Source organism: Vallitalea guaymasensis, from assembly GCF_018141425.1.
GTDB classification, from domain to species: domain Bacteria; phylum Bacillota; class Clostridia; order Lachnospirales; family Vallitaleaceae; genus Vallitalea; species Vallitalea guaymasensis.
This window is the reverse complement of sequence record NZ_CP058561.1, coordinates 609,720-629,441: the sequence shown is the minus strand read 5'-3', so window position 1 is coordinate 629,441 and position 19,722 is coordinate 609,720. Positions and strand designations below refer to the sequence as shown.

The 19,722-nt window shown below is 31.5% G+C and carries 21 protein-coding genes; 14 read left to right on the top strand and 7 right to left on the bottom strand.

Translation table 11 applies throughout. The annotated features are described in order from the left end of the window. Positions 1-14: 14 nt before the first annotated feature. The gene (locus HYG85_RS02825; protein ID WP_212692195.1) at positions 15-1,013 is read right to left on the bottom strand and encodes a LacI family DNA-binding transcriptional regulator; all 999 of its coding nucleotides are present in this window, start codon (positions 1,011-1,013) and stop codon (positions 15-17) included. A gap of 282 nt (positions 1,014-1,295) precedes the next feature. Here HYG85_RS02825 and HYG85_RS02820 point away from each other — a divergent pair, with 282 nt between their 5' ends. From HYG85_RS02820 to HYG85_RS02805, 4 genes are all read left to right on the top strand, one after another. Beyond that, positions 1,296-3,707: a glycyl radical protein gene (locus HYG85_RS02820; RefSeq protein WP_212692194.1), complete on the top strand. Its 2,412-nt coding sequence runs from the start codon at positions 1,296-1,298 to the stop codon at positions 3,705-3,707. A gap of 24 nt (positions 3,708-3,731) precedes the next feature. Beyond that, complete coding sequence (locus tag HYG85_RS02815; RefSeq protein ID WP_212692193.1) at positions 3,732-4,640, top strand: glycyl-radical enzyme activating protein; 909 nt, start codon at positions 3,732-3,734, stop codon at positions 4,638-4,640. Positions 4,641-4,665: 25 nt separating this feature from the next. After that, positions 4,666-6,138, top strand: coding sequence for a rhamnulokinase (locus tag HYG85_RS02810; protein WP_212692192.1), 1,473 nt, complete (start codon positions 4,666-4,668; stop codon positions 6,136-6,138). Positions 6,139-6,206: 68 nt separating this feature from the next. Then, positions 6,207-6,854 carry a class II aldolase/adducin family protein gene (locus HYG85_RS02805; protein WP_212692191.1) on the top strand — a complete coding sequence of 216 codons (648 nt, stop codon included), beginning with the start codon at positions 6,207-6,209 and terminating at the stop codon, positions 6,852-6,854. Between the two features lie 23 nt (positions 6,855-6,877). On the opposite strand, the gene HYG85_RS02800 is transcribed toward HYG85_RS02805, so the two are convergent. Then, positions 6,878-7,339, bottom strand: coding sequence for a ferritin family protein (locus HYG85_RS02800; protein ID WP_212692190.1), 462 nt, complete (start codon positions 7,337-7,339; stop codon positions 6,878-6,880). Positions 7,340-7,512: 173 nt separating this feature from the next. Here HYG85_RS02800 and hpt point away from each other — a divergent pair, with 173 nt between their 5' ends. From hpt to surE, 4 genes are all read left to right on the top strand, one after another. Continuing rightward, the gene (hpt, locus tag HYG85_RS02795; RefSeq protein WP_113671568.1) at positions 7,513-8,049 is read left to right on the top strand and encodes a hypoxanthine phosphoribosyltransferase; all 537 of its coding nucleotides are present in this window, start codon (positions 7,513-7,515) and stop codon (positions 8,047-8,049) included. 156 nt (positions 8,050-8,205) lie between these two features. After that, complete coding sequence (locus HYG85_RS02790) at positions 8,206-8,706, top strand: GNAT family N-acetyltransferase (RefSeq protein WP_212692189.1); 501 nt, start codon at positions 8,206-8,208, stop codon at positions 8,704-8,706. 96 nt (positions 8,707-8,802) lie between these two features. Further along, positions 8,803-10,590, top strand: coding sequence for a M3 family oligoendopeptidase (locus HYG85_RS02785; protein WP_212692188.1), 1,788 nt, complete (start codon positions 8,803-8,805; stop codon positions 10,588-10,590). Between the two features lie 90 nt (positions 10,591-10,680). After that, complete coding sequence (gene surE, locus HYG85_RS02780; RefSeq protein ID WP_212692187.1) at positions 10,681-11,433, top strand: 5'/3'-nucleotidase SurE; 753 nt, start codon at positions 10,681-10,683, stop codon at positions 11,431-11,433. A 191-nt stretch (positions 11,434-11,624) separates the two neighbouring features. Here the strand turns inward: surE and HYG85_RS02775 are convergent, their stop codons facing one another. Beyond that, entirely contained in the window at positions 11,625-12,131 is a 507-nt protein-coding gene (locus HYG85_RS02775) for a DUF5698 domain-containing protein (RefSeq protein ID WP_212692186.1), read from the bottom strand. A 69-nt stretch (positions 12,132-12,200) separates the two neighbouring features. Continuing rightward, on the bottom strand, positions 12,201-12,530 hold the full coding sequence (locus tag HYG85_RS02770; protein WP_212692185.1) for a hypothetical protein: 330 nt from the start codon (positions 12,528-12,530) through the stop codon (positions 12,201-12,203). Positions 12,531-12,880: 350 nt separating this feature from the next. Between HYG85_RS02770 and HYG85_RS02765 the strand changes: the two genes are divergently transcribed. Then, on the top strand, positions 12,881-13,054 hold the full coding sequence (locus HYG85_RS02765) for a ribbon-helix-helix domain-containing protein (protein WP_193774666.1): 174 nt from the start codon (positions 12,881-12,883) through the stop codon (positions 13,052-13,054). A gap of 120 nt (positions 13,055-13,174) precedes the next feature. Further along, positions 13,175-13,462 (top strand): hypothetical protein, encoded by a 288-nt coding sequence (locus HYG85_RS02760; protein WP_212692184.1) that lies wholly within the window; start codon positions 13,175-13,177, stop codon positions 13,460-13,462. Between the two features lie 62 nt (positions 13,463-13,524). On the opposite strand, the gene HYG85_RS02755 is transcribed toward HYG85_RS02760, so the two are convergent. Next, positions 13,525-14,466 carry a multicopper oxidase family protein gene (locus tag HYG85_RS02755; protein WP_212692183.1) on the bottom strand — a complete coding sequence of 314 codons (942 nt, stop codon included), beginning with the start codon at positions 14,464-14,466 and terminating at the stop codon, positions 13,525-13,527. A 179-nt stretch (positions 14,467-14,645) separates the two neighbouring features. Between HYG85_RS02755 and HYG85_RS02750 the strand changes: the two genes are divergently transcribed. Together HYG85_RS02750 and HYG85_RS02745 are read left to right on the top strand one after the other, a co-directional pair. Next, the gene (locus HYG85_RS02750; protein WP_212692182.1) at positions 14,646-15,011 is read left to right on the top strand and encodes a YccF domain-containing protein; all 366 of its coding nucleotides are present in this window, start codon (positions 14,646-14,648) and stop codon (positions 15,009-15,011) included. A gap of 109 nt (positions 15,012-15,120) precedes the next feature. Beyond that, entirely contained in the window at positions 15,121-15,951 is an 831-nt protein-coding gene (locus HYG85_RS02745; RefSeq protein ID WP_212692181.1) for a YitT family protein, read from the top strand. A gap of 15 nt (positions 15,952-15,966) precedes the next feature. On the opposite strand, the gene HYG85_RS02740 is transcribed toward HYG85_RS02745, so the two are convergent. Together HYG85_RS02740 and HYG85_RS02735 are read right to left on the bottom strand one after the other, a co-directional pair. Continuing rightward, positions 15,967-17,451, bottom strand: coding sequence for a sensor histidine kinase (locus HYG85_RS02740; RefSeq protein ID WP_212692180.1), 1,485 nt, complete (start codon positions 17,449-17,451; stop codon positions 15,967-15,969). Next, entirely contained in the window at positions 17,448-18,125 is a 678-nt protein-coding gene (locus tag HYG85_RS02735; protein ID WP_212692179.1) for a response regulator transcription factor, read from the bottom strand. Before HYG85_RS02735 ends, HYG85_RS02740 begins: the two co-directional genes overlap by 4 nt. A 209-nt stretch (positions 18,126-18,334) precedes the next feature. Here HYG85_RS02735 and HYG85_RS02730 point away from each other — a divergent pair, with 209 nt between their 5' ends. Beyond that, complete coding sequence (locus tag HYG85_RS02730; RefSeq protein WP_212692178.1) at positions 18,335-19,018, top strand: polyphosphate polymerase domain-containing protein; 684 nt, start codon at positions 18,335-18,337, stop codon at positions 19,016-19,018. Between the two features lie 22 nt (positions 19,019-19,040). After that, on the top strand, positions 19,041-19,712 hold the full coding sequence (locus HYG85_RS02725; RefSeq protein WP_113671556.1) for a DUF4956 domain-containing protein: 672 nt from the start codon (positions 19,041-19,043) through the stop codon (positions 19,710-19,712). The last annotated feature ends 10 nt before the right edge of the window (positions 19,713-19,722 follow it).

The window sequence follows — 19,722 nt, the reverse complement described above, 5'->3', positions numbered from 1 at the left end:
AAACAGAGTCTATTTTATTCTAAATCAATTTTCTTACAAGATTCCCCAATCACAATTGAAACATCAATTATATCATGAACTGGAGTATGTGTTTTTGAAGTTATAGCTTTGAATAATGATTTAGCTATTTTTTTTATGTTTTGTTCAATGGTTGTAATTCTTGGATAGAAATATGGTGAAACAATCCCGTCAAAACCTACAACTGATAAATCATCTGGAACAGAAATATTAAGTTTATAGGCTTCCATAATAAGTCCTTTTGCTATCTGGTCGTTAGCACATACAATCGCGGTTGGTTTCTCATTAAGTGACCAAAAATAATTAAGTGCTTTAACTCCAGTTTCATAATTGAAGTGACCAGTAAAGATATAATCTTCATTAATATGTATATCATGAGACTCTAAAGACTTAATATAGCTGTCTTTACGTTCTTTTGCTGTCTGAAATTCATCCATAGCACCAGCAAAAGCAATTTTTCTATGGTTAAGATTATATAGATAATCAATTAACATCCTAATCCCCTTCATGTTATCTGAACGTACAGTTGAGAATTTGGTATCTGCTGATCTATCCAAACAGGCAATAGTCTGGCTGTCAGATGAATAAAGATTATAATTAACTCCTTCAGTAAGTATTATTCCTGAAGTACGTATGCTTTTACAATAATTCAGATACTCCCGTTCTTTGTCAATGTTATTCTCCGTATCACAGATTAATAGAGTATATTTGTTTTTGAAAGCAATATTATTAAGTTTCTTTACTAAAGATGTAAAAAATGGATTTTCCATATCATAAACAAATATGGCTATTGAATTCGAAGTCTTGGAAAATAAATTTTTTGCCATCTGGTTTGGAACATAATTATATTCTTCAATAACAGCCATAACTTTTTTTCTAACCGCTTCAGATGTTGAATCAGATGAATTGATAACCCTTGAAACGGTGGCTGTTGAAACACCTGCTATCTTTGCTATATCTCTAATACCAAAATATTTTTTTTCACTACTACTCAATTTAATCATCATCCCTATTTAATTTCTTATTATGTAACAAGTTTACTATAAAAATAGTGATAATGCAAGTCAATTTGGCTAATTATGAATTATTGCTAATAATTACATTTAAAACAGAATCCTCCAGCATATCATTAGTCTGAATGCATAAAATAACTGGGGAGTAGTGAAATAATATGGAATAATAAACATTAAAGTGTTGACAATATATATAAATAAGCATATAATAATAATTGTAACAAGTTACATTAACGCAAAATACATATTAAGGTGCTGATAGATATGAATGATAGAATAACAAAATTAAGAAAAAGATTATTTGAGACTCAGCCAAAGATTTGTTCCGAAAGATGCGTTATTTTTACTGAATCTATGAAACAATCTGAAGGATTACCTATTGCCATAAGAAGAGCAGAAGGATTCTATGAGGTATTGGATAAAATGTCAATTGTTATATCAGATGATGAAATAATTGTAGGTAATCAAGCCAAATGTCCCAAATCATCACCAATCTATCCTGAATATTCATATGAATGGTTGATAGAAGAGTTTGATGGTAATCCATATTATTTTGATGAAAGACCTGGAGACAAATTCTATTATGATGAGAAAACAAAACAAGAGATTCTAGCATGTATTGATTATTGGAAAGGTAAATCATTATATGAGAATTTCAGGAAAACTCTTTCTACAGAGATAAATGAAGCTTGGGATGCAGGTATAATTGATGATACTTGGGTATCGGCGGCAGGATTAGGTAATGTCATAGTAGATTATAATTTGGTTTTGAAAAAAGGTCTAAAAGATGTTATTACAAGGATAGAGAAAAGGATATCAGAACTTGATTTGAAAGAACCTGGCAATGTAAAGAAAAAGTGGTTTTTGGAAGGTGCTTTAAAAGGAAATCAAGCAGTAGTTAATTTTTCTAATCGAATTGCGTATCAATGTGAGATAAAAGCCAATGAGATAGAAGACGAAAATCGAAAAAAAGAATTATTAGACTTAGCAAACATATGTAGAAATGTTCCATTAAATCCAGCAAAAACTTTTCATGAAGCAGTTCAAAGTATTTATTTAATATTATTGGCAGTGCATCTAGAATCAAATGGTCATGCTATTTCACTAGGCAGATTCGACCAATATGTTTATCCGTTTTATAGAAATGATATAGAAAAAGGTATATTGACAAGAGAACAAGGATTAGAGATTATTGAAGCATTTTTTATTAAATGTAATGAGCTCAATAAACTTCGTTCATGGCCTGACTCAGAATTTTTCCTAGGATATCAAATGTTCATTAATTTAGCTATTGGAGGTCAGACAGTAGATGGCAAAGATGCAGTAAACGATGTTTCATATCTATGTATTGAGGCATGTCAAGATGTGAAATTATTTACACCTTCTATCTCAGTGAAATGGTTTGATAAGACCAGTGACGAATTCATGCTAAAAGCTTTGGAAGCTGTTATGGTACATCAAGGAGGCCAGCCGGCATTTTACAATGATAAGGCATTTATGAGGACATTAGAAAATATGGGTATAGCAAAAGAAGACTTGGTAGATTGGTCTCCAGATGGTTGTATTGAAGCTTCAATACCTGGCAAATGGGATTTTGCTGCAAAAGGACCTTGGTTGAATGTTGAAAAAATATTAGAAATAACATTGAACAATGGTGTTGATCCAAAAACAGGAATGCTGTTTAAGAAAACAACCAAGGACATTAGAAAATGTGAATCTACAGAGGAAATATTTAATGAATATAAACAATTGCTTAAGTTTTTTATGGACCTTCAAGTAATTACTGAACATATCAACGATGAGATTCACGTTCTTAATGATATTAACGCTTTTAGGGCTTCGCTAGTTGAAGATTGTATCGGAAGAGGCTTAGATCTTGTTGAAGGTGGTTCCTTGTATTCAGCCGATGGAGGACCTACAGCAGGAACTATTAGTGCAGGTAATGCATTAGCTGCTATTGATACCGTTGTTTTTGATAAAAAAATTATAACCATTGAACAGTTATTATATGCACTAGAAACTAATTTTGAAGACAATGATACTACACCAAAAGGAGAAGAAATTAGATTAATATTAAAAAATAAAGCTCCAAAATTTGGTAATGATAATGATATCGTTGATGGTTGGGTAGTGAAATTGGAAGATTTCATAGGTTCTTCATATAGACATGATTACAAAAGTTCTAAATATGGAAAAGGACCTATACCATGCTGTTACTCGTATAGTCAGAGCCCTGTTACTGGAAATATTGCTTTTGGAAGGTGTATAGGAGCAACTCCTGATGGAAGAAAAAGTGGAGAACCAGTGAATAATGGTATATCTCCTGCTAATGGTACAGAAAAAAATGGAGCAACAGCAACATGTAATTCAATAGCTAAATTGCCTAGTATATGGTTCCAAAAAGGTGCAATATTCAATATGAGACTTATTAAACCAGCACTTGCTACCAAAGAAAATAGAAAGCGAATTATTGATATGGTTAAAGTATTATTTAATAACTATGGTCAGCAGATTCAATTTAATGTTGTTGATGGTGAGATATATAAAGAAGCCATGAAAAATCCACAAAATTATAATGATCTGATGGTAAGGGTATCTGGTTATAGTGCATTATTTACTACATTAGTACCGGAAGTCCAGTTAGATGTTATTAATAGAACGGAATTAGAAATATAATGTTGAGTTATGGAGCTGAAATATATGGAGACCGCAAGAGTTTTTAATATTGAAAGATTTGCAACAGAAGATGGTGAAGGTATTAGGACAGTAGTCTTTCTAAAAGGTTGTGAGTTAAGGTGCAAATGGTGTGCTAATCCTGAATCACAAGAATTTAGAAGAGAAATTTTGTTCAAAAAAGCTCCATGTACTAATTGTGGCAGATGCATAGAAATATGTAATCAAAAAGCTATAGATTTAAGAGAAGAGTTTGGTTTCATAACTAATGCTAGTCTATGCAATTACTGTGAAAGATGCGTTGATTATTGTGTGAATAATGCAAGATGTGTAGTTGGTATGGATATGAGTGTTGATGAATTAATCAAAGAAGTTCTAAAAGATATAGAGTACTATAAGATGTCAGGTGGTGGTATTACTTTTAGCGGAGGAGAACCATTATTCTATAGCAGATTCATAAAAGAGTGTAGTAAAAAATTAAAAGAATATAATATCACCACTTTAGTAGAAACTTGTGGATATATAGATAACAAGAATATGAAAGAAATATGTGATTATTCTGATTACATTTTCTATGATATCAAACATATGAATAGTGAGAAACATAAGGAATTAACAGGTAAAGATAATAAGCTTATCATAGATAATCTAATATGGCTATCAAATAATTATAAAGGCAAATTATCTGTAAGATATCCTTATATTCCGGGATGCAATGATGATACTGATTCAATAAAACAATTTTTAGATTTCATCCAGACATTAGATAATATTAGAGAAGTTGTTTTCTTACCCTATCACAGACTGGGAATGCCAAAGTATGAAGGCTTAGGAAGAAAATACGAGATGGGTGATATGAAGTCATTAACCACAAGTGATCTACAGTGTATTAGTCATATGTTCAAAGATTATGATTTTCATTTTAAAATCTTATAACATAAAAAATACAAGGGAGGTTAATATGAATACTATCAAAAATATTATTTCGTTAGATTGTGGTAATTCTTCTTACAGAGTTGTTCTTGGTAAGTACGATGGTAATAAAATTACAACGGAAGTTATTGCACAAGAATCTAATGGTATGACCAAAGTACAAGATTATTATTACTGGGATTTGTATAAGATATTCGATTTTTTTATAAAAAGTCTGAAAGAAGTGCTGGGGAAAGTGGATAAAATTGATTCTATTGGCGTTTGTACCTGGGGTGTGGATTTTGCATTATACGATAAAGACAAAAATATGCTAAGTAATCCATTAAGTTATAGAAATACAATCGGTGAAAAATCATTGAACAATCTTTCAAAAGATGAAAAAGATAAAATGTTTTATGACACTGGTATACTATGTGACAAAATTAATTCCGTGTTCATGCTCAATGGAATAAAGGAAAAAATGCCTGATATTTTTGAGAAAGCAGATAAACTGCTTATGATACCCGATATTCTTAATTATATGTTGACAGGAGTAATGATAAATGAACCTAGCGAGTTAAGTACAACACAATTGTTAAGTTCTATTACAAAAGATATCAGCTTAGAAATATGTAACAAATTTGGTATCCCAAAAGAGTTGTTTAGTGAAATAGGTGTACATGGTGATACTATAGATAATCTACTTCCTTCAATAAAAGATGAATTAGGTATTGATTATGATATTCCAGTTATTCTTGTACCTTCCCATGATACTGCTTCTGCAGTTGTTGCAATACCGTCAATGGATGATAATTTTGCATTCATAAGTTCAGGTACTTGGTCATTGATAGGTGCAGAATTAGATGAACCTGTAGTTACAAAAGAAGTGTTGGAAAGTAATTTGACCAATGAATTAGGTGCATTCAATAAGATAACCATATTAAAGAATAGTGCAGGAATGTTCATTATTCAGAGAATAAAAAAAGAATATGATGAAATTACAAAAAGAGATAATTCATGGGAAGAAATAAATAATATTGCGGATATGTACCAAGGGGAAGTGCCACTTATTAATATTAATAATATCAGATTTTTTAATCCAGAGCATATGGGTAATGAGATACATAATTATTTGGTAGAGACGAATCAGCATAAAGGTAAATTTGATTGGAGTATTGTAATAAAAGCAGTTCAGGAATCAATGGCTTGTTGTTACGCTCAAACAATAAATAGTCTTGAAAAAGTAATAGGGAAAGAGTTCAAAGAGATATTTATTGTTGGTGGCGGCTCAAAAAATATTGTAGTAAATGAATTGACTGCAAAAAGAACTGGAAAAAAAATTATTGCTTGTAGTAAAGAAAGTACATCTCTTGGCAATATTGTCGTTCAAATTAAGCATTTTAAAAAAGAAATATCTCTAAAAGAGATGAGAGAGATTATTAAAAAATCTATTGATCTAGAAGAGTATCATGTTGAAGTAGAAGAAAACGGTATAGTAGATAGGTATTCAAGATTAATATAGCATTGTTAACAAAATAACTTGTTAATATAAATGAACAATCAAAAATGATAGGTGAAAGGATGAAAGAAATGGACTATAAAAAACTAATTATCGAATCAGGAAAAAAATTAATTGATTCAGGATTTACAATTGAAACATGGGGGAATATAAGTGCTAAAGATGAAGAAACAGGACTTGTATATTTGACACCAAGTGGAATGGATTATTGTAATTGTACTACAGATGATGTTGTTGTGTGCAATCTGGATGGTGAGATTGTTGAAGGACATAGAAAACCAACAATCGAGACAGAATTACATCTTAGCGTTTACAGAAATAGACCAGAAGTAAAAGCTGTTGTACATACCCATCCTATATATTCAACTGTATTTTCTTGTATGGGAGAAGGTATACCATTGTTGATTGATGAAGCGGCACAAGCATTAGGAGCTCCAGTTAAAACTGCTAATTATGCGTTACCTGGTACTAAAGAACTTGCAGAAGAATGTATAAAAGCCTTAGGAAAAGAAGCGAATGCTTGTTTGCTTCAATCTCATGGAGCGGTATGCGTAGGTGAAAGTATGGAAGCAGCTTTCAAAGTTGCAAATGTTTTAGAAGTGACTGCACAGATATATCAGTTGATAAAATCAACTGGAAAAGATTTTGTGCCTTTGTCAGAAGAAAATATCAAGGCAATGGCAGAATTTGCAAAATATAAATATGGACAAGGCAAATAAATAAAAGAAAAAAACTGATGAACTTAATTAGGTTCATCAGTTTTTTTAAGATAATCTTCTAAAACAACACGATGTTTAGTTTCTTCTTCAACGAGAGTTTTTAATATATTTACTACTTTTTCATCTGATGTCTTAGGTATAAGTCCTTGATAAAATTCTGTAGTGATTTTTTCAGTTTCTATAGCTACTTCAAGAACTTCTTTTATGCTTGTCAATTTTTGGTTTCTGCGATTAAAAGCAATATGGTTAGCATAAGAACGGAAATATTCATCAACTTCTTCAGAAAAATAATAATTGTCAGCACTTACTTTATCTAGCATTTTACGAAATTCATCTGCATGACTTTCTTCATCAGAAGCTAGTTTTAGTAATAAATCCTTGATTTCTCCTTTGGCTAACTTACTATATTCATTGTAGAATTTTATTCCTTCTTCTTCTATAGATATAGCGAAATTAATTATTTCAAGAGCATTAGCTTTTTCCATGATATATACCTCCTTTTTTCTTACAGTATATCAAATATAGTTATGTTTTGAAATAGAAAAAGTTGATAAATAATAATATCGAACATTAGAATTAAAATCAAAAAATATGTTCACATTTTACTTGATAGATGTTATAATATCATTGACCTAGATTGAGAAAGAGAGGAAATATCATGTTAAACGATGTGAAGGAAGTACTTGTATCAGAAGAAAATTTGGAAAAGAAAGTTACTGAACTTGCTGATAAAATTACTAAGGATTTCGCTGGAAAGAACTTAGTTGTAATAGGTGTATTAAAGGGAGCAAATGTATTTGTTGCAGATTTGATTAGAAAGATTAACATCCCTATAGCATTAGATTTTATGGCTATATCCAGTTACGGAAGTTCTACAGAAAGCTCCGGAGTTGTTAAGATATTAAAAGATTTAGATGAAGATATTGAAGGCAGACATGTTTTAGTAGTAGAGGATATAATTGATACAGGACTTACATTAAGTTATTTAACTGAAAATCTAAAATCAAGAGGTGCCAAAAGCATAGATATCTGTACTTTATTAGATAAGCCAGATAGAAGAAAGGCACATATTGATGTAAAATATAAAGGTTTTGACATACCAGATGAATTTGTAGTAGGATACGGTATTGATTTCAATGAAAAATATAGGAATCTACCTTTTGTAGGAATTTTAAAAAGAGAAGCATATGAATAAGAACAAAGAGGGCTATCATAATTGATAGTCTTTTTTAATACCAAATTAAAGAAATAGTAGAAATCCAAACTTGGGTTTTTATTGAAGCAAATACATTTAAATGGTAAGATATTCTAAGACAGATTATAAAAAATATCGTATGAGGGGGATAAAAAAATGAAGTATTATGTGTATGATATGAATCGTAAATATGCTGAGCTTATATCTAACTGGACTTATGAACAACCATATAATATCTACAGTGGAGATGGAAGCAATGAATATATGGATGAATTATTAAATGGTTCTTACTATACAGTATTAGATGAGAAAGATGATATCATTGGATTCTATTGTTTTGGTAAAGCAGCACAAGTACCCGCAGGAAACGAATATGGCGCTTATGAAAAGACTAATTTTCTGGATGTAGGATTGGGTATAAGACCTGATTTGTGTGGTAAAGGAATAGGGTATGATTTTATGGTTAAGCAATTAGAATACGCACAATCCAAATTAACATCAGAGAATTTTAGGCTTACAGTAGCTGATTTTAACAAAAGAGCAATTAAATTATATGAAAAATTAGGATTCGTAAAAAAGATGACCTTTAAAAGAAAAGGGCAAAAAGGGGAAATGGAATTTTTAATTATGGAAAAAAGAAATGACCTTAATAAATAAATATATATTAATAATAACAATTATCTATAGATAAATTGTTTTATTTAATCTATAATGAAGATATAAAAGATAATATAAGGTGAAAGGAGTCAAATAATGAGTACACATTGGGATTTGACATCTCTATATGCATCTTTTGATGATCCTAAGATGGATAAGGATCTACAAGATGTAAGAAATGAGATACAATCATTAAAAAAATGGTTTAATGAAGAATTAACTGACAATAAACTGAATGATACTGATAAAATAACATATATACTTAAACAAATGACATCAATAGATTATAAGATGGATAGATATGCTGCATATGCACGTTTGCAATCTGCTACAGATACAACTAACCAGATAGCATTGGAGAAACTTAATATAATAGAAGCATTATATCCTGATTATACACAATTAGAAGTTATGTTTGGTGATTATATAAGTGAAATTGATGAATTTGATAAGGTGATATCTTCATCACCATATCTACAAGAACATGGATACATATTGCAAGAAATGGTAGAAATAAATAAACATAGCTTGGATAGTGATACAGAGAGCATTATAGCAAAAATGAAGAATACAGGTTCCACGTCTTGGACTAAGCTGCATCAACAGTTACTATCTACGCTACAAGTTAAACTCCCAGCTAAATATGGTCTGGAGGAAGAAATAAAACCTATCAGTACTGTAAGGAATATGGCTTATTCACAAGATAAAAATGTACGTAAACGTGCTTATGAAAGTGAGTTGGAAGCATACAAGAAGATTACACTTCCTATGTCAGCGTGTCTAAATGGTATCAAAGGTGAGGCTATTACACAAACAGAGCTTAGAGGTTTTTCATCACCACTAGATATGACACTCTTTTATTCTAGGATGGATAGTAAAATATTGGATGCTTTATTAAAAGCTATAGAAGAAGGATTACCTCTAGTCCGTAAATATCTTAAGAAAAAAGCTGAGGTTCTAGGATATGATAACGGACTTCCATGGTATGAATTATTTGCACCATTAGGAGATGAGATTTCCAAGGTTGCATATGAGGAAGCTAAACATATTGTATATGACAATTTTAAATCCTTTAATCCTAATCTTGCTGATTTTGCACAAATGGCATTTGATAAGAACTGGATTGATGTAGAGCCTAGAGCTGGTAAAAGAGGGGGAGCATTCTGTTCTAATCTTCCAATAGGTGAGAGTAGAGTATTGCTAAACTTCAATGGTGTTCTTACTAATGTTATTACTCTTGCTCATGAACTTGGACATGGTTATCATGGACATTGTTTGAAAGACGAAGAGTTATTGAATAGAAGTTATACTATGCCAATAGCTGAAACAGCATCAACTTTCTGTGAAACAATCATCATAAAATCTGCCTTAGCTAATTGGGATGACAAGAAGCGATTTGAAATACTTAATGATCAGGTTATAAGATATGTCGGTATCATTATGGATATCTATAGCAGATTCATATTTGAAAAAGCGTTATTTGAAAAACGTGATAATACTACATTATCAGTTGAACAAATATGTGACCTTATGGCTGATGCTCAGGAAAAAGCATATGGTGATGCTTTGGACAGTAGGTTTAATCATCCTTATATGTGGGTAAATAAAATTCATTATTATTATGCAAGCAGGAACTACTATAACTTCCCTTATGCATTTGGACTATTATTGGCAAAAGGGCTATATGCTATGTATGAAAATGAAGGAGACAGTTTCTTGTCAAAATATGATACATTGCTTAGAGAAACAGGTAAAAATTCAATCTATGGTATAGGTCAGAGTGTTGGAATTGACTTGACTGATGTTCAGTTCTTTAGAGGCGGTCTGAGAATGATTGAAGAGGATATTGATATGTTGATAGATTTAATTGATAGAAATGATTAGATAATATGGCTAGTCCTAATAATATAATTAGGACTAGCTAAAATTTTAATATAATTACAGGTAATAAACAAAGTTAGAAGGAGGAAATATATGAGATTATTAATTACTAATGACGATGGAGTTCACGCAAAAGGGATTCATGCACTGTGCAAAGAATTGGAAAAATATCATGATATTATTATTGTGGCACCTGATGATCAGAGAAGTGCTACAAGCCATTCTATAACAATAGCAAAACCGTTGATTGTTAAAGAAGTAGAACTGCCTGATATAAAATCGAAAGCATATTCTGTTAGTGGTACACCTGCGGATTGTGTTCGTGTTGCTACAGACCAGATTATTAAAGATAAAGTTGATATGGTTGTTTCGGGTATAAATATAGGATATAACTTGGGAACTGATATATTGTATTCAGGGACGGTATCAGCTGCTGTTGAAGCTACGCTGTGTAGTGTACCGGCTATAGCGGTTTCAACGGAGTCTAGTGCAGAAGATTATGTGTATGAAAATGCGGCTAAGTATATTAAAAAAGTGATAGAGGTTGCAGTAAGTAATAAATTACATGAGGATATAGTTTTGAATGTTAATGTACCGCCGATTAAAGATGAAGATATAAAAGGGATAAAGGTTTGTAAGATAGGTAAGTTGCAGTTTCATCATTATTATAAGGAAACTGGAAAAGAACAAGAAAATCTGGTTTATAAATTAGAGGGAGAGAGAGTAGTAAATCATGTGGAGGAGACGGATTCATATTATGTGGATAATGGCTATGTGACTGTTACGCCTTTGCATTATGATTTGACTAATTTTAATATATTGAAGGATGTTGGTAAGTGGTTTTGAATGTAATTGATAGGATTAATTAGAGGTAGTTATTTAGAGAGATAGATTGTGGACAACGTAAGTTAGTGTAGTGTTATATGGTTCGTTTTACTTGCCTTACTCCAAGGAACGGTCTGCGTAAAACGAACCATATAACACTTTTTTTATTTTTGTGCCGCGTTATTGTGGGTGAGATAATAGATGGTGATTCACTATTTTAGGAGTTGGTTGTGTCTTCTTTTAAATTTTCGGGGTTCGTAGGAGGTTATGAAGGAGTCGGGTTCATAGGTTTTGACTAATTTCCATAATTCGTCTTCTAGATGTCTGTCTATGAGGATTTCTAATTTGTAGCGTTTGCATTCTTTTCCTATACCTTCAAAGATGGTGACTCTGAATCCTTGTTCTCGGAGTTTGTCAATGAATAGTTGGTTTTCGTGTTTTAGGCTTATATTGTAGGTGATATGTCCGATTGCCAGTTTCTTTTCTATTAGGTTACCGATGAATATTCCAACGCCAAAACTAAGGGCATAAATGAACATGGTTAAAAAAGTTTGATTGCCGCTGATAACTAGGGATAGACCAAAGATATATACAGCGGCTTCAAAGAAACCAAAGGCTGAGGCTATAAAACTATTGTTTTTGACCATAAAAATAGTTCTCATAGTAAGTAGGGGAACGTATAGCAGTTGTAAAATAATAATAAGTATAATTGTTTTCATGAAATCTTCCTTAGGTATGATTAATTATCAATATTATTATTTAATATGTGTAAATGGACTTTTTTTATTCTAATAATCCTTGCTATGTGATTCAAAATATGTAAAGAATTTTAATAGTAGTTCACAGATTAATTTCCAAAGGATTAGGATTACAATAAAGTATATTATGAATCCAAGTACCGCTAACGGTGCATTATTCACAGTCCTAGAAGTGTATGAATACATATTCCTGCCTTCAATATGACGAACCATTTTTTCATATGTACATGTCATATAAATCACTTTTGCAAACATATAGGATTTATAGGCAGCTATTACCATTCCTATATAAAAAATTTTATGGATTACATTAGAGACTGTCATTTTCCCCAATGACAAAAAATCTTGTAGATATTTCATTATTTATCACCCCTATTAATTGTAACTTTTTGATGGGATAAAAGCAAGGGATTTAGCAAGCCAATAGTTATGATAACTTAGAAGAAAAAGTGTTTTGTGATTATATTGAAGGGATACTTCTAGCAAAATAGTATATGTATATGTGAAGTAGTGAGGCAGGACGCCGAACCCAGCTTTTTGCTCAGGACGAGCAAGTAGCTGGCGAAACATATACATATACTATTTTGCAAAAAACACGTCGTAACAAAACATTTTTTCTGACTTACTTGCACAAAAAAATTAAGATTGACTTTTGGTAGCCATTAGTGTAAGGTTATATTATGGTAGCCAAAAATATAGGAGGTGAAAAAGTGGCTAATAAAAAAATGGGTCGTCCTACTGATAATCCAAAACGTCATAGAATAGCTGTCAGGCTAGATGATGAGAGTAAGGATATTTTAGATAAATACTGCGAACAAGAAAATGTTAATCAAATGGAAGCGGCTAGACGGGGGATTAAGAAGTTAAAAGATGAACTAAAATAGAAAAGTGGTGACGCTCCAACCAAGCAAAACACCACTTTCTAGTAACCACTATCCTAGAATAGAGGTAAATCTATTATACCCTGTTTAAGATAGTAATTCAATAATAGGAGGTATAATTTTATGGAAGAATTTGAAGAACATTTCAGTGATTTTGTATCACATATGCAAATATCAGCGTATAGGAATTCTAAGAAAATTAATGTAGAGTATCAAGAAATAGAAAATTACTTAAATAAACGTGAGGAAAAGTTTAAGGAAATAATAAATTCTCTAGATGAAGATGATAAAGAATTCATCTGGGATTATATTGATAAACAATCATGTGAAGCAACATGTTTATATGATAATTTGTACATATCAGGTTATAGGGATTGTATTAGGTTGTTGAAGGAAATAGGTATAATATAATAATAAAAAATAACTACTTCAAATATAAGAACTTATAAATGGAGTAGTTATTCTATATAGCTCTATTTTTTTAGCCAATGTGTCATAGGGACAGGATTAGCGGCTTTACCTTTAAATCCAATATAGTTGACTGATGTTGTCATACCTCCTAGAGGAAGTTGTAGATTATTGGATACATGATGAGCAAAGTGACAATGAAGAGGCCATAATCCAGGGTTATTACAATTGAAAACAATATCCCAAGTTTCTCCTGAACCTATTGTTAAAGTATTTTTAAGAATCCTAGCTTCTTGAGGAATTGGGTTACCGTCGGATGCTGTCACAGAGAATTGGTGTCCATGAAAATGTATAGGGTGGTTGTTAAGACTGATATTGCCAAATCTAATACGGCAATTGTCACCTTTTTTAACTAAAAGAGGTGAGGTATAAGGGAAACAGCGTCCGTTCATAAAAAAGAAGTTATTATCCATTGTAAAAGGGTTAATATTAAAAAAACCTCTTCTGACAACAAATTTTGGTAAGCTTCTTAATTTGTTTTCGCCTAACATAATAAAGTAATCACTCTGTATGTTTTCCTTTTTTTCACTTTCAATGATAAAAGCACCTACTAAACCCATTGTATCCTGTTTAACTGTATGATAATGGGAATGATACATATGTGTTCCAGGAGGATTAGTTATTAAGAATTCATAGTCAAAGAAGCTGCCTGGGTCAATTCGTGGTGAGGGTTCTACAGCGGGTACCCCATCCATATTATTGGGTATGTTAAGTCCGTGCCAGTGTACGCTTGTTGGTTCGGGTAATTTATTATAGACTCTTATTTTTACATAGTCACCAGGGTAAACGATTATAGTGGGACCAGGTGAAGAACCATTATATCCCCAGGCGTTCATGAAAACACCGGGAAGTATTTCCTGCTTAACTGGTTCTGCTACTAATTCAAAGCATTTGACTCCATACTTTACAGAGTAGCTTAGATTCTGCAAATCAGGTGTTATAACCATTATCTATCTCCCAAGACCTTATTTATATAAGTATATTATAAATTCATATAAATATGTATGTAGTTCATTAAGGGAATAGATTAATTGAATTCTAATTATTTTAACATTTACAAAGGAACATTCATACTTTATACTAATAAAGAAATATAACAGTTTATTTGTTAAGGGGGAGGACTTGGATGAGCTTTCTTGGTAACTTGATATGGATAGTATTTGGCGGATTAATCAGTTCTGTTTTATGGTTTATAGCTGGATTGATATTATGCATTACCATTGTTTTTATACCATTCGGCAGGCAATGCTTCAAGGTTTCTAATTTTGTATTATGGCCTTTTGGATCAGATGTGAACATAGGTAATTTTGGTATATTTGGTCTTGCTGGTAATATAATATGGATTATGTTGTTTGGATGGGAATTATGTATTCTACATTTGATTGTGGGATTGATTTTTTGTATTACTGTTGTTGGTATTCCATTTGGTTTACAGCATTTTAAGTTCGCTAAACTTGCACTTGTTCCATTTGGAGCAAAAATAAATAGATAAATAACTTTATTTAATGGCAAATGTTGATTATAATAAATAATAGCATTTGCTTTTCATTGCGTTATAGGGTGAAAAGGGATATGACATACTATGATAAAGGAGCACAAAAATGCTAAAGAAGATTAAACATTACTTGATTATTATTATTGGACAACTAATTTCGGCTATAGCCTTTCATCAGATATTATTGCCTAATGATTTGATAGGTGGAGGATTTGGTGGTTTAGCCACTGTAATTAATAAATTGACAAATGTAAATCTGCAATTGATATTAGTAGGATTATGTTGTCCTGTTATCATCTGGGCTTTTTTTAAGTATAATAGGAAGTTAGTATTCTATGCAGCTTTTTGTTTTGGATTATTTACATTCTTTATAGGGATAGTTGGAAATTTTGTTCCAGAGTTTTTCACAGACCCTATTGTAGCAGCTATCGTATCTGGAGTACTGTTCGGGGTTTCTGGAGGTATGATAATCAGGGAAGGTGCAGCAAATGGTCCAGAGGCAATAGTGGGTATGTATCTAAAAGAGAAAAAAGGTATTACTATAGGAACTTTCTTTACTGTGCTGAACTTTTGCATTTTGACTTCATCACTTACTTATGGTGATATTACATGTATCATCTATTCACTGATAAGTATTTATATTGCAGGTAAAGTTACTGATTATATTATTCTTGGTACAAGACGAGAATATTGTGTAAACATAATATCAGATAATTTTATTGAAATAACAGAATTCATACATAAAAAACTCAATAGAGGAGTTACTTTTGTACCTTGCGTAGGAACATACAAAGTTAGAAAGAAAATGATGATTAAGGCAGTAGTGACTAATCAGGAATTGATAACTCTTAAGAATTACGTTTCTCAACTGGATGATAATAGTTTTGTTTATGTGACTGAGAGTATTGAGGTATTCGGTGGAGGATTCACTGATTAGTGCATATGGTTACTCTCAGCCTTTTATGTCTAATTCAAACCAAAATGTAATTCCGTTAGTGGTAGTTCTAACACCATAATCATTATTACTGGCTTCCTGGATAGCTTTAACTATGGATAGTCCTAATCCATGACTTCCAGGTTGTCTGGTTCTTGCTTTATCTCTCTTATAAAAACTCAACCATAATTTATCTAACTCATCTGCATCTATTTTTTCGCATGAATTGTATATCTCAATACGTACATGATTATCCTTGGTCAATAGTGTAACCCTAATATCCTTATGATTATCAACATATTGAATAGCGTTATTCAAATAGTTAGTCAGCACCTGTTCTGCTTTCAATATATCTGCATAAACGCTGATAGGTTCTATAGGGTTAAACTGAAGATTAATATTTTTTTCGCTAAATATATGGTCATATTTTTTTAGTATATATTCTATGAAATCTACAATTTCAAAAGTTGTATTGTTAGGTGTAGTGTCCCCAAATTCAATTTGATTGATATTCAGTAGATTTTGTACCAGTTGGTTCATTTTCTTGACTTCGTCAACAATGACATCACAATAAAAGTCTGTTCTATTGTGTTTTTGGGCAACGTTAAGTTTCAGACCTTCTGCATAACCCTGCATTAGAGATAGAGGTGTTTTGAGTTCATGGGAAACATTGTTAAGAAGTTGTTTTCTTCTTTCATCAATTTTGGTTTTTTCGGCTATTTCTTGTTGAAGATTTATGTTGCTTGTATTCAATGATTTTATTGTTTTTTCTAGTTCTATGGACATATCATTGATACTACTTGCCAATTGCCCTATCTCATCATTGGATAAGACCGTACATTTAGTAGAGAAATCAAGTTGTTTCATGCTATTGGTCGCTTTGTTCATCTGTAAAATCGGTTTCGTAAATGATTTTGATAAAAAGTAAGCTGAAATAATACCTATCAAAAATAAAGGTATACCAGTAAACAGCAAAAATCTGTTAGATAATGATATGCTTTTTTTGATAGACATAAGGGGTAATCTTAGATCTATGTTATAGTCATTATCCAATTGTCCAGTTAGAACAAGGCTTTTTCCCCCTGACATGAGATCATCTACCCATATATATCTTACTTTATCATTAATAGGTTCTTCATGATTGATTTTAACAGGAGGACCCGGAGGCTTTAGTCCTTTTTTATTTGGTAAGGATCCTAAGAATTCTAGTAAATGTTTATCTTTCATATATGATTTAGAGGCATATAGAATATCACCTTTGGAATTATAAATTAAAATATCTATATTGGAGGCATCTTCAATAGAGATTAAATCTGATAAAGAATCAGTATAATCTGCTGAAGAAAAATTGTTTATTTTTTTGTAATACGTATATAGCTGTTTTTTCTCTTTATTTATATAGTATGGTTGTAGTAAATAGGTATTAGCCAAAACCATGAATCCAATAAGTATAATGGCTAAAGATCCAATTTGAAAGAAGAGTTTCTTTTTTATAGAATTCATAGGTTCACCTCAAATTTATAACCATATCCTCTGATGGTTTGAATATAATTTCCACAATTCTTTAACTTGATACGTAATCTATTAATGTGAGTGTCAATAGTTCTATCCGTGCCTTGATAATCATAACCCCAGACATTGTTAAGCAACTGATTTCTATTAAATACCTGACCTTCATTCTGAATCATATATAAAAGTAAGTTGTATTCTGTTTGGCTTAAGTCAACAGGTATTTTATTGGCAGTTACTTTATGTTGGTTGACGTTTATTGATAGATTGCCTTTGATAATCTCATCTTGCTCAAGGGTACAATAGGTACGTTTTATCAAGGCATTCACACGAGCCACAAAAATCGATGGGCTAAAAGGTTTGGTTATATATTCATCGGCACCATACTTGAATCCATTCAATTCATCAGGTTCAGTGTTTTTAGCAGTAAGCATGATTATAGGAACATTACTCATTTTTCTTATTTCTTCACAAACTTCCCAACCATTATAATAAGGCATCATCACATCGAGTATAACCAGATGTACATTGGGATTCTTCATGAAAATATCTATGGCTTGTCTTCCGTCCTTGGCTTCTAATATATTATAATCTTCCATAGTCAAAAAATCAGATACAAGTATTCGCATTCTGCTTTCATCTTCGGCAATCAAAATAGTTTTATTCATAATTACATCACCTATCTCATGTCTTAGTTATATCCTTCATAGTATTGCTATATTCTTCGCTCATTTAGTATCTCATTTTAATGTTACAGTTATATCACAAATAATACAAGTAATTTTTTTGCAGCTGTGATATAGCTGTGACATTGTTCATGTAAAGTTAATGTAAATTCAAAGTTAACAAATGCTGCTAAGGAAGGAGTGAATAGAACATGACTGGAAGGCATGAACTCAAGTATATGATGGATGAAATAGAAGATTTGGTTTTGGTCAAACGTATAGAAAAAGTCTTGAAAAGAGATGAAAACAGTTGTGGAAAAGGTTATTCCATCACAAGTCTTTATTTTGACAATTGCTATAATCGAGCTTATAAAGAAAAGATGAATGGTGAAGCTATCAGGCATAAATATAGGATACGCTATTACAATGATGATTTGTCTTATATCAAGCTTGAGAGAAAATCAAAGATCAATCAAATAACAACAAAAGTTTCTGTACCTTTGATAATAGAAGAAGTAGAAAAAATCTATAATAGGGAACTGGACTTTTTGTTGACAAAGAAAGAAAAACTTTATCATGAGTTCTACAAGGAATTGAAACATGGATTGTTGAAGCCCAAGGTTATAGTCAAGTATGATAGGGAAGCATTCATGCATCCTGTTGGGAATTTGAGAATTACCTTTGATAGAAAGATCAAGACAGCCAATATGCATACTAACATATTGGGTGATAATCAGTATTTTGTTGATGCATTGGACAAAGGTAAATCTATTCTTGAAATCAAATTCAATGGAGTCTTACCTGATTTTATTAGAAGTCTTATTCAATCAGGGCATGTTATGCAGGCGTCTTCATCTAAATATGTTTTTTCAAGAAAATATAATGTTAGTTTTTAGGATAATATAGGAGGGAATAATTATGACAACATTTCAAGATATTCTAAAAGATGGAATATTCGAAAACACAACAAGTATATCAGCATTATCAATTGGAGTTACATTATTTTTAGCTTTCGCTATTGGTATTTTTATTTTTCAAGTATATAAGAAGACTTATCAAAGTGTGGTATATACGAAGAGTTTTAACATCTCACTAGTAATGATGACAATGGTTACAGCTCTAGTTATTTTAGCAGTAACAGCTAATGTGGTATTATCATTAGGTATGGTTGGTGCCCTTAGTATTGTCCGTTTTAGAAGTGCAATAAAAGATCCTATGGATATCGTTTTTATGTTCTGGGCTATAGCTGCAGGTATTATAACAGGCGCAGGTTTTTATTTATTGGCTATCGTAGGTTCTTTGGTGGTTGGTATAGTCATCTATATGCTTACTAAGAGCGTTAAGCAAGAGAGTCCTTATTTGCTTCTTATTAATTTTTCAGAAACAATGGCTGAACAACAAATTATAGATAAGATTAAAGCTACTGTAACTAAGTACTTCATAAAATCAAAAACAATTGATGGTGATGGTACAGAGCTTACTGTAGAATTAAGAATAAAAGATGGAGAAACAGATTTGATCAATGAATTACAAAGAGTAGAATCTGTCTCCAATGCTATACTTGTCAGCAATAATGAATTTTCCAGCTAGGAGGGTGATT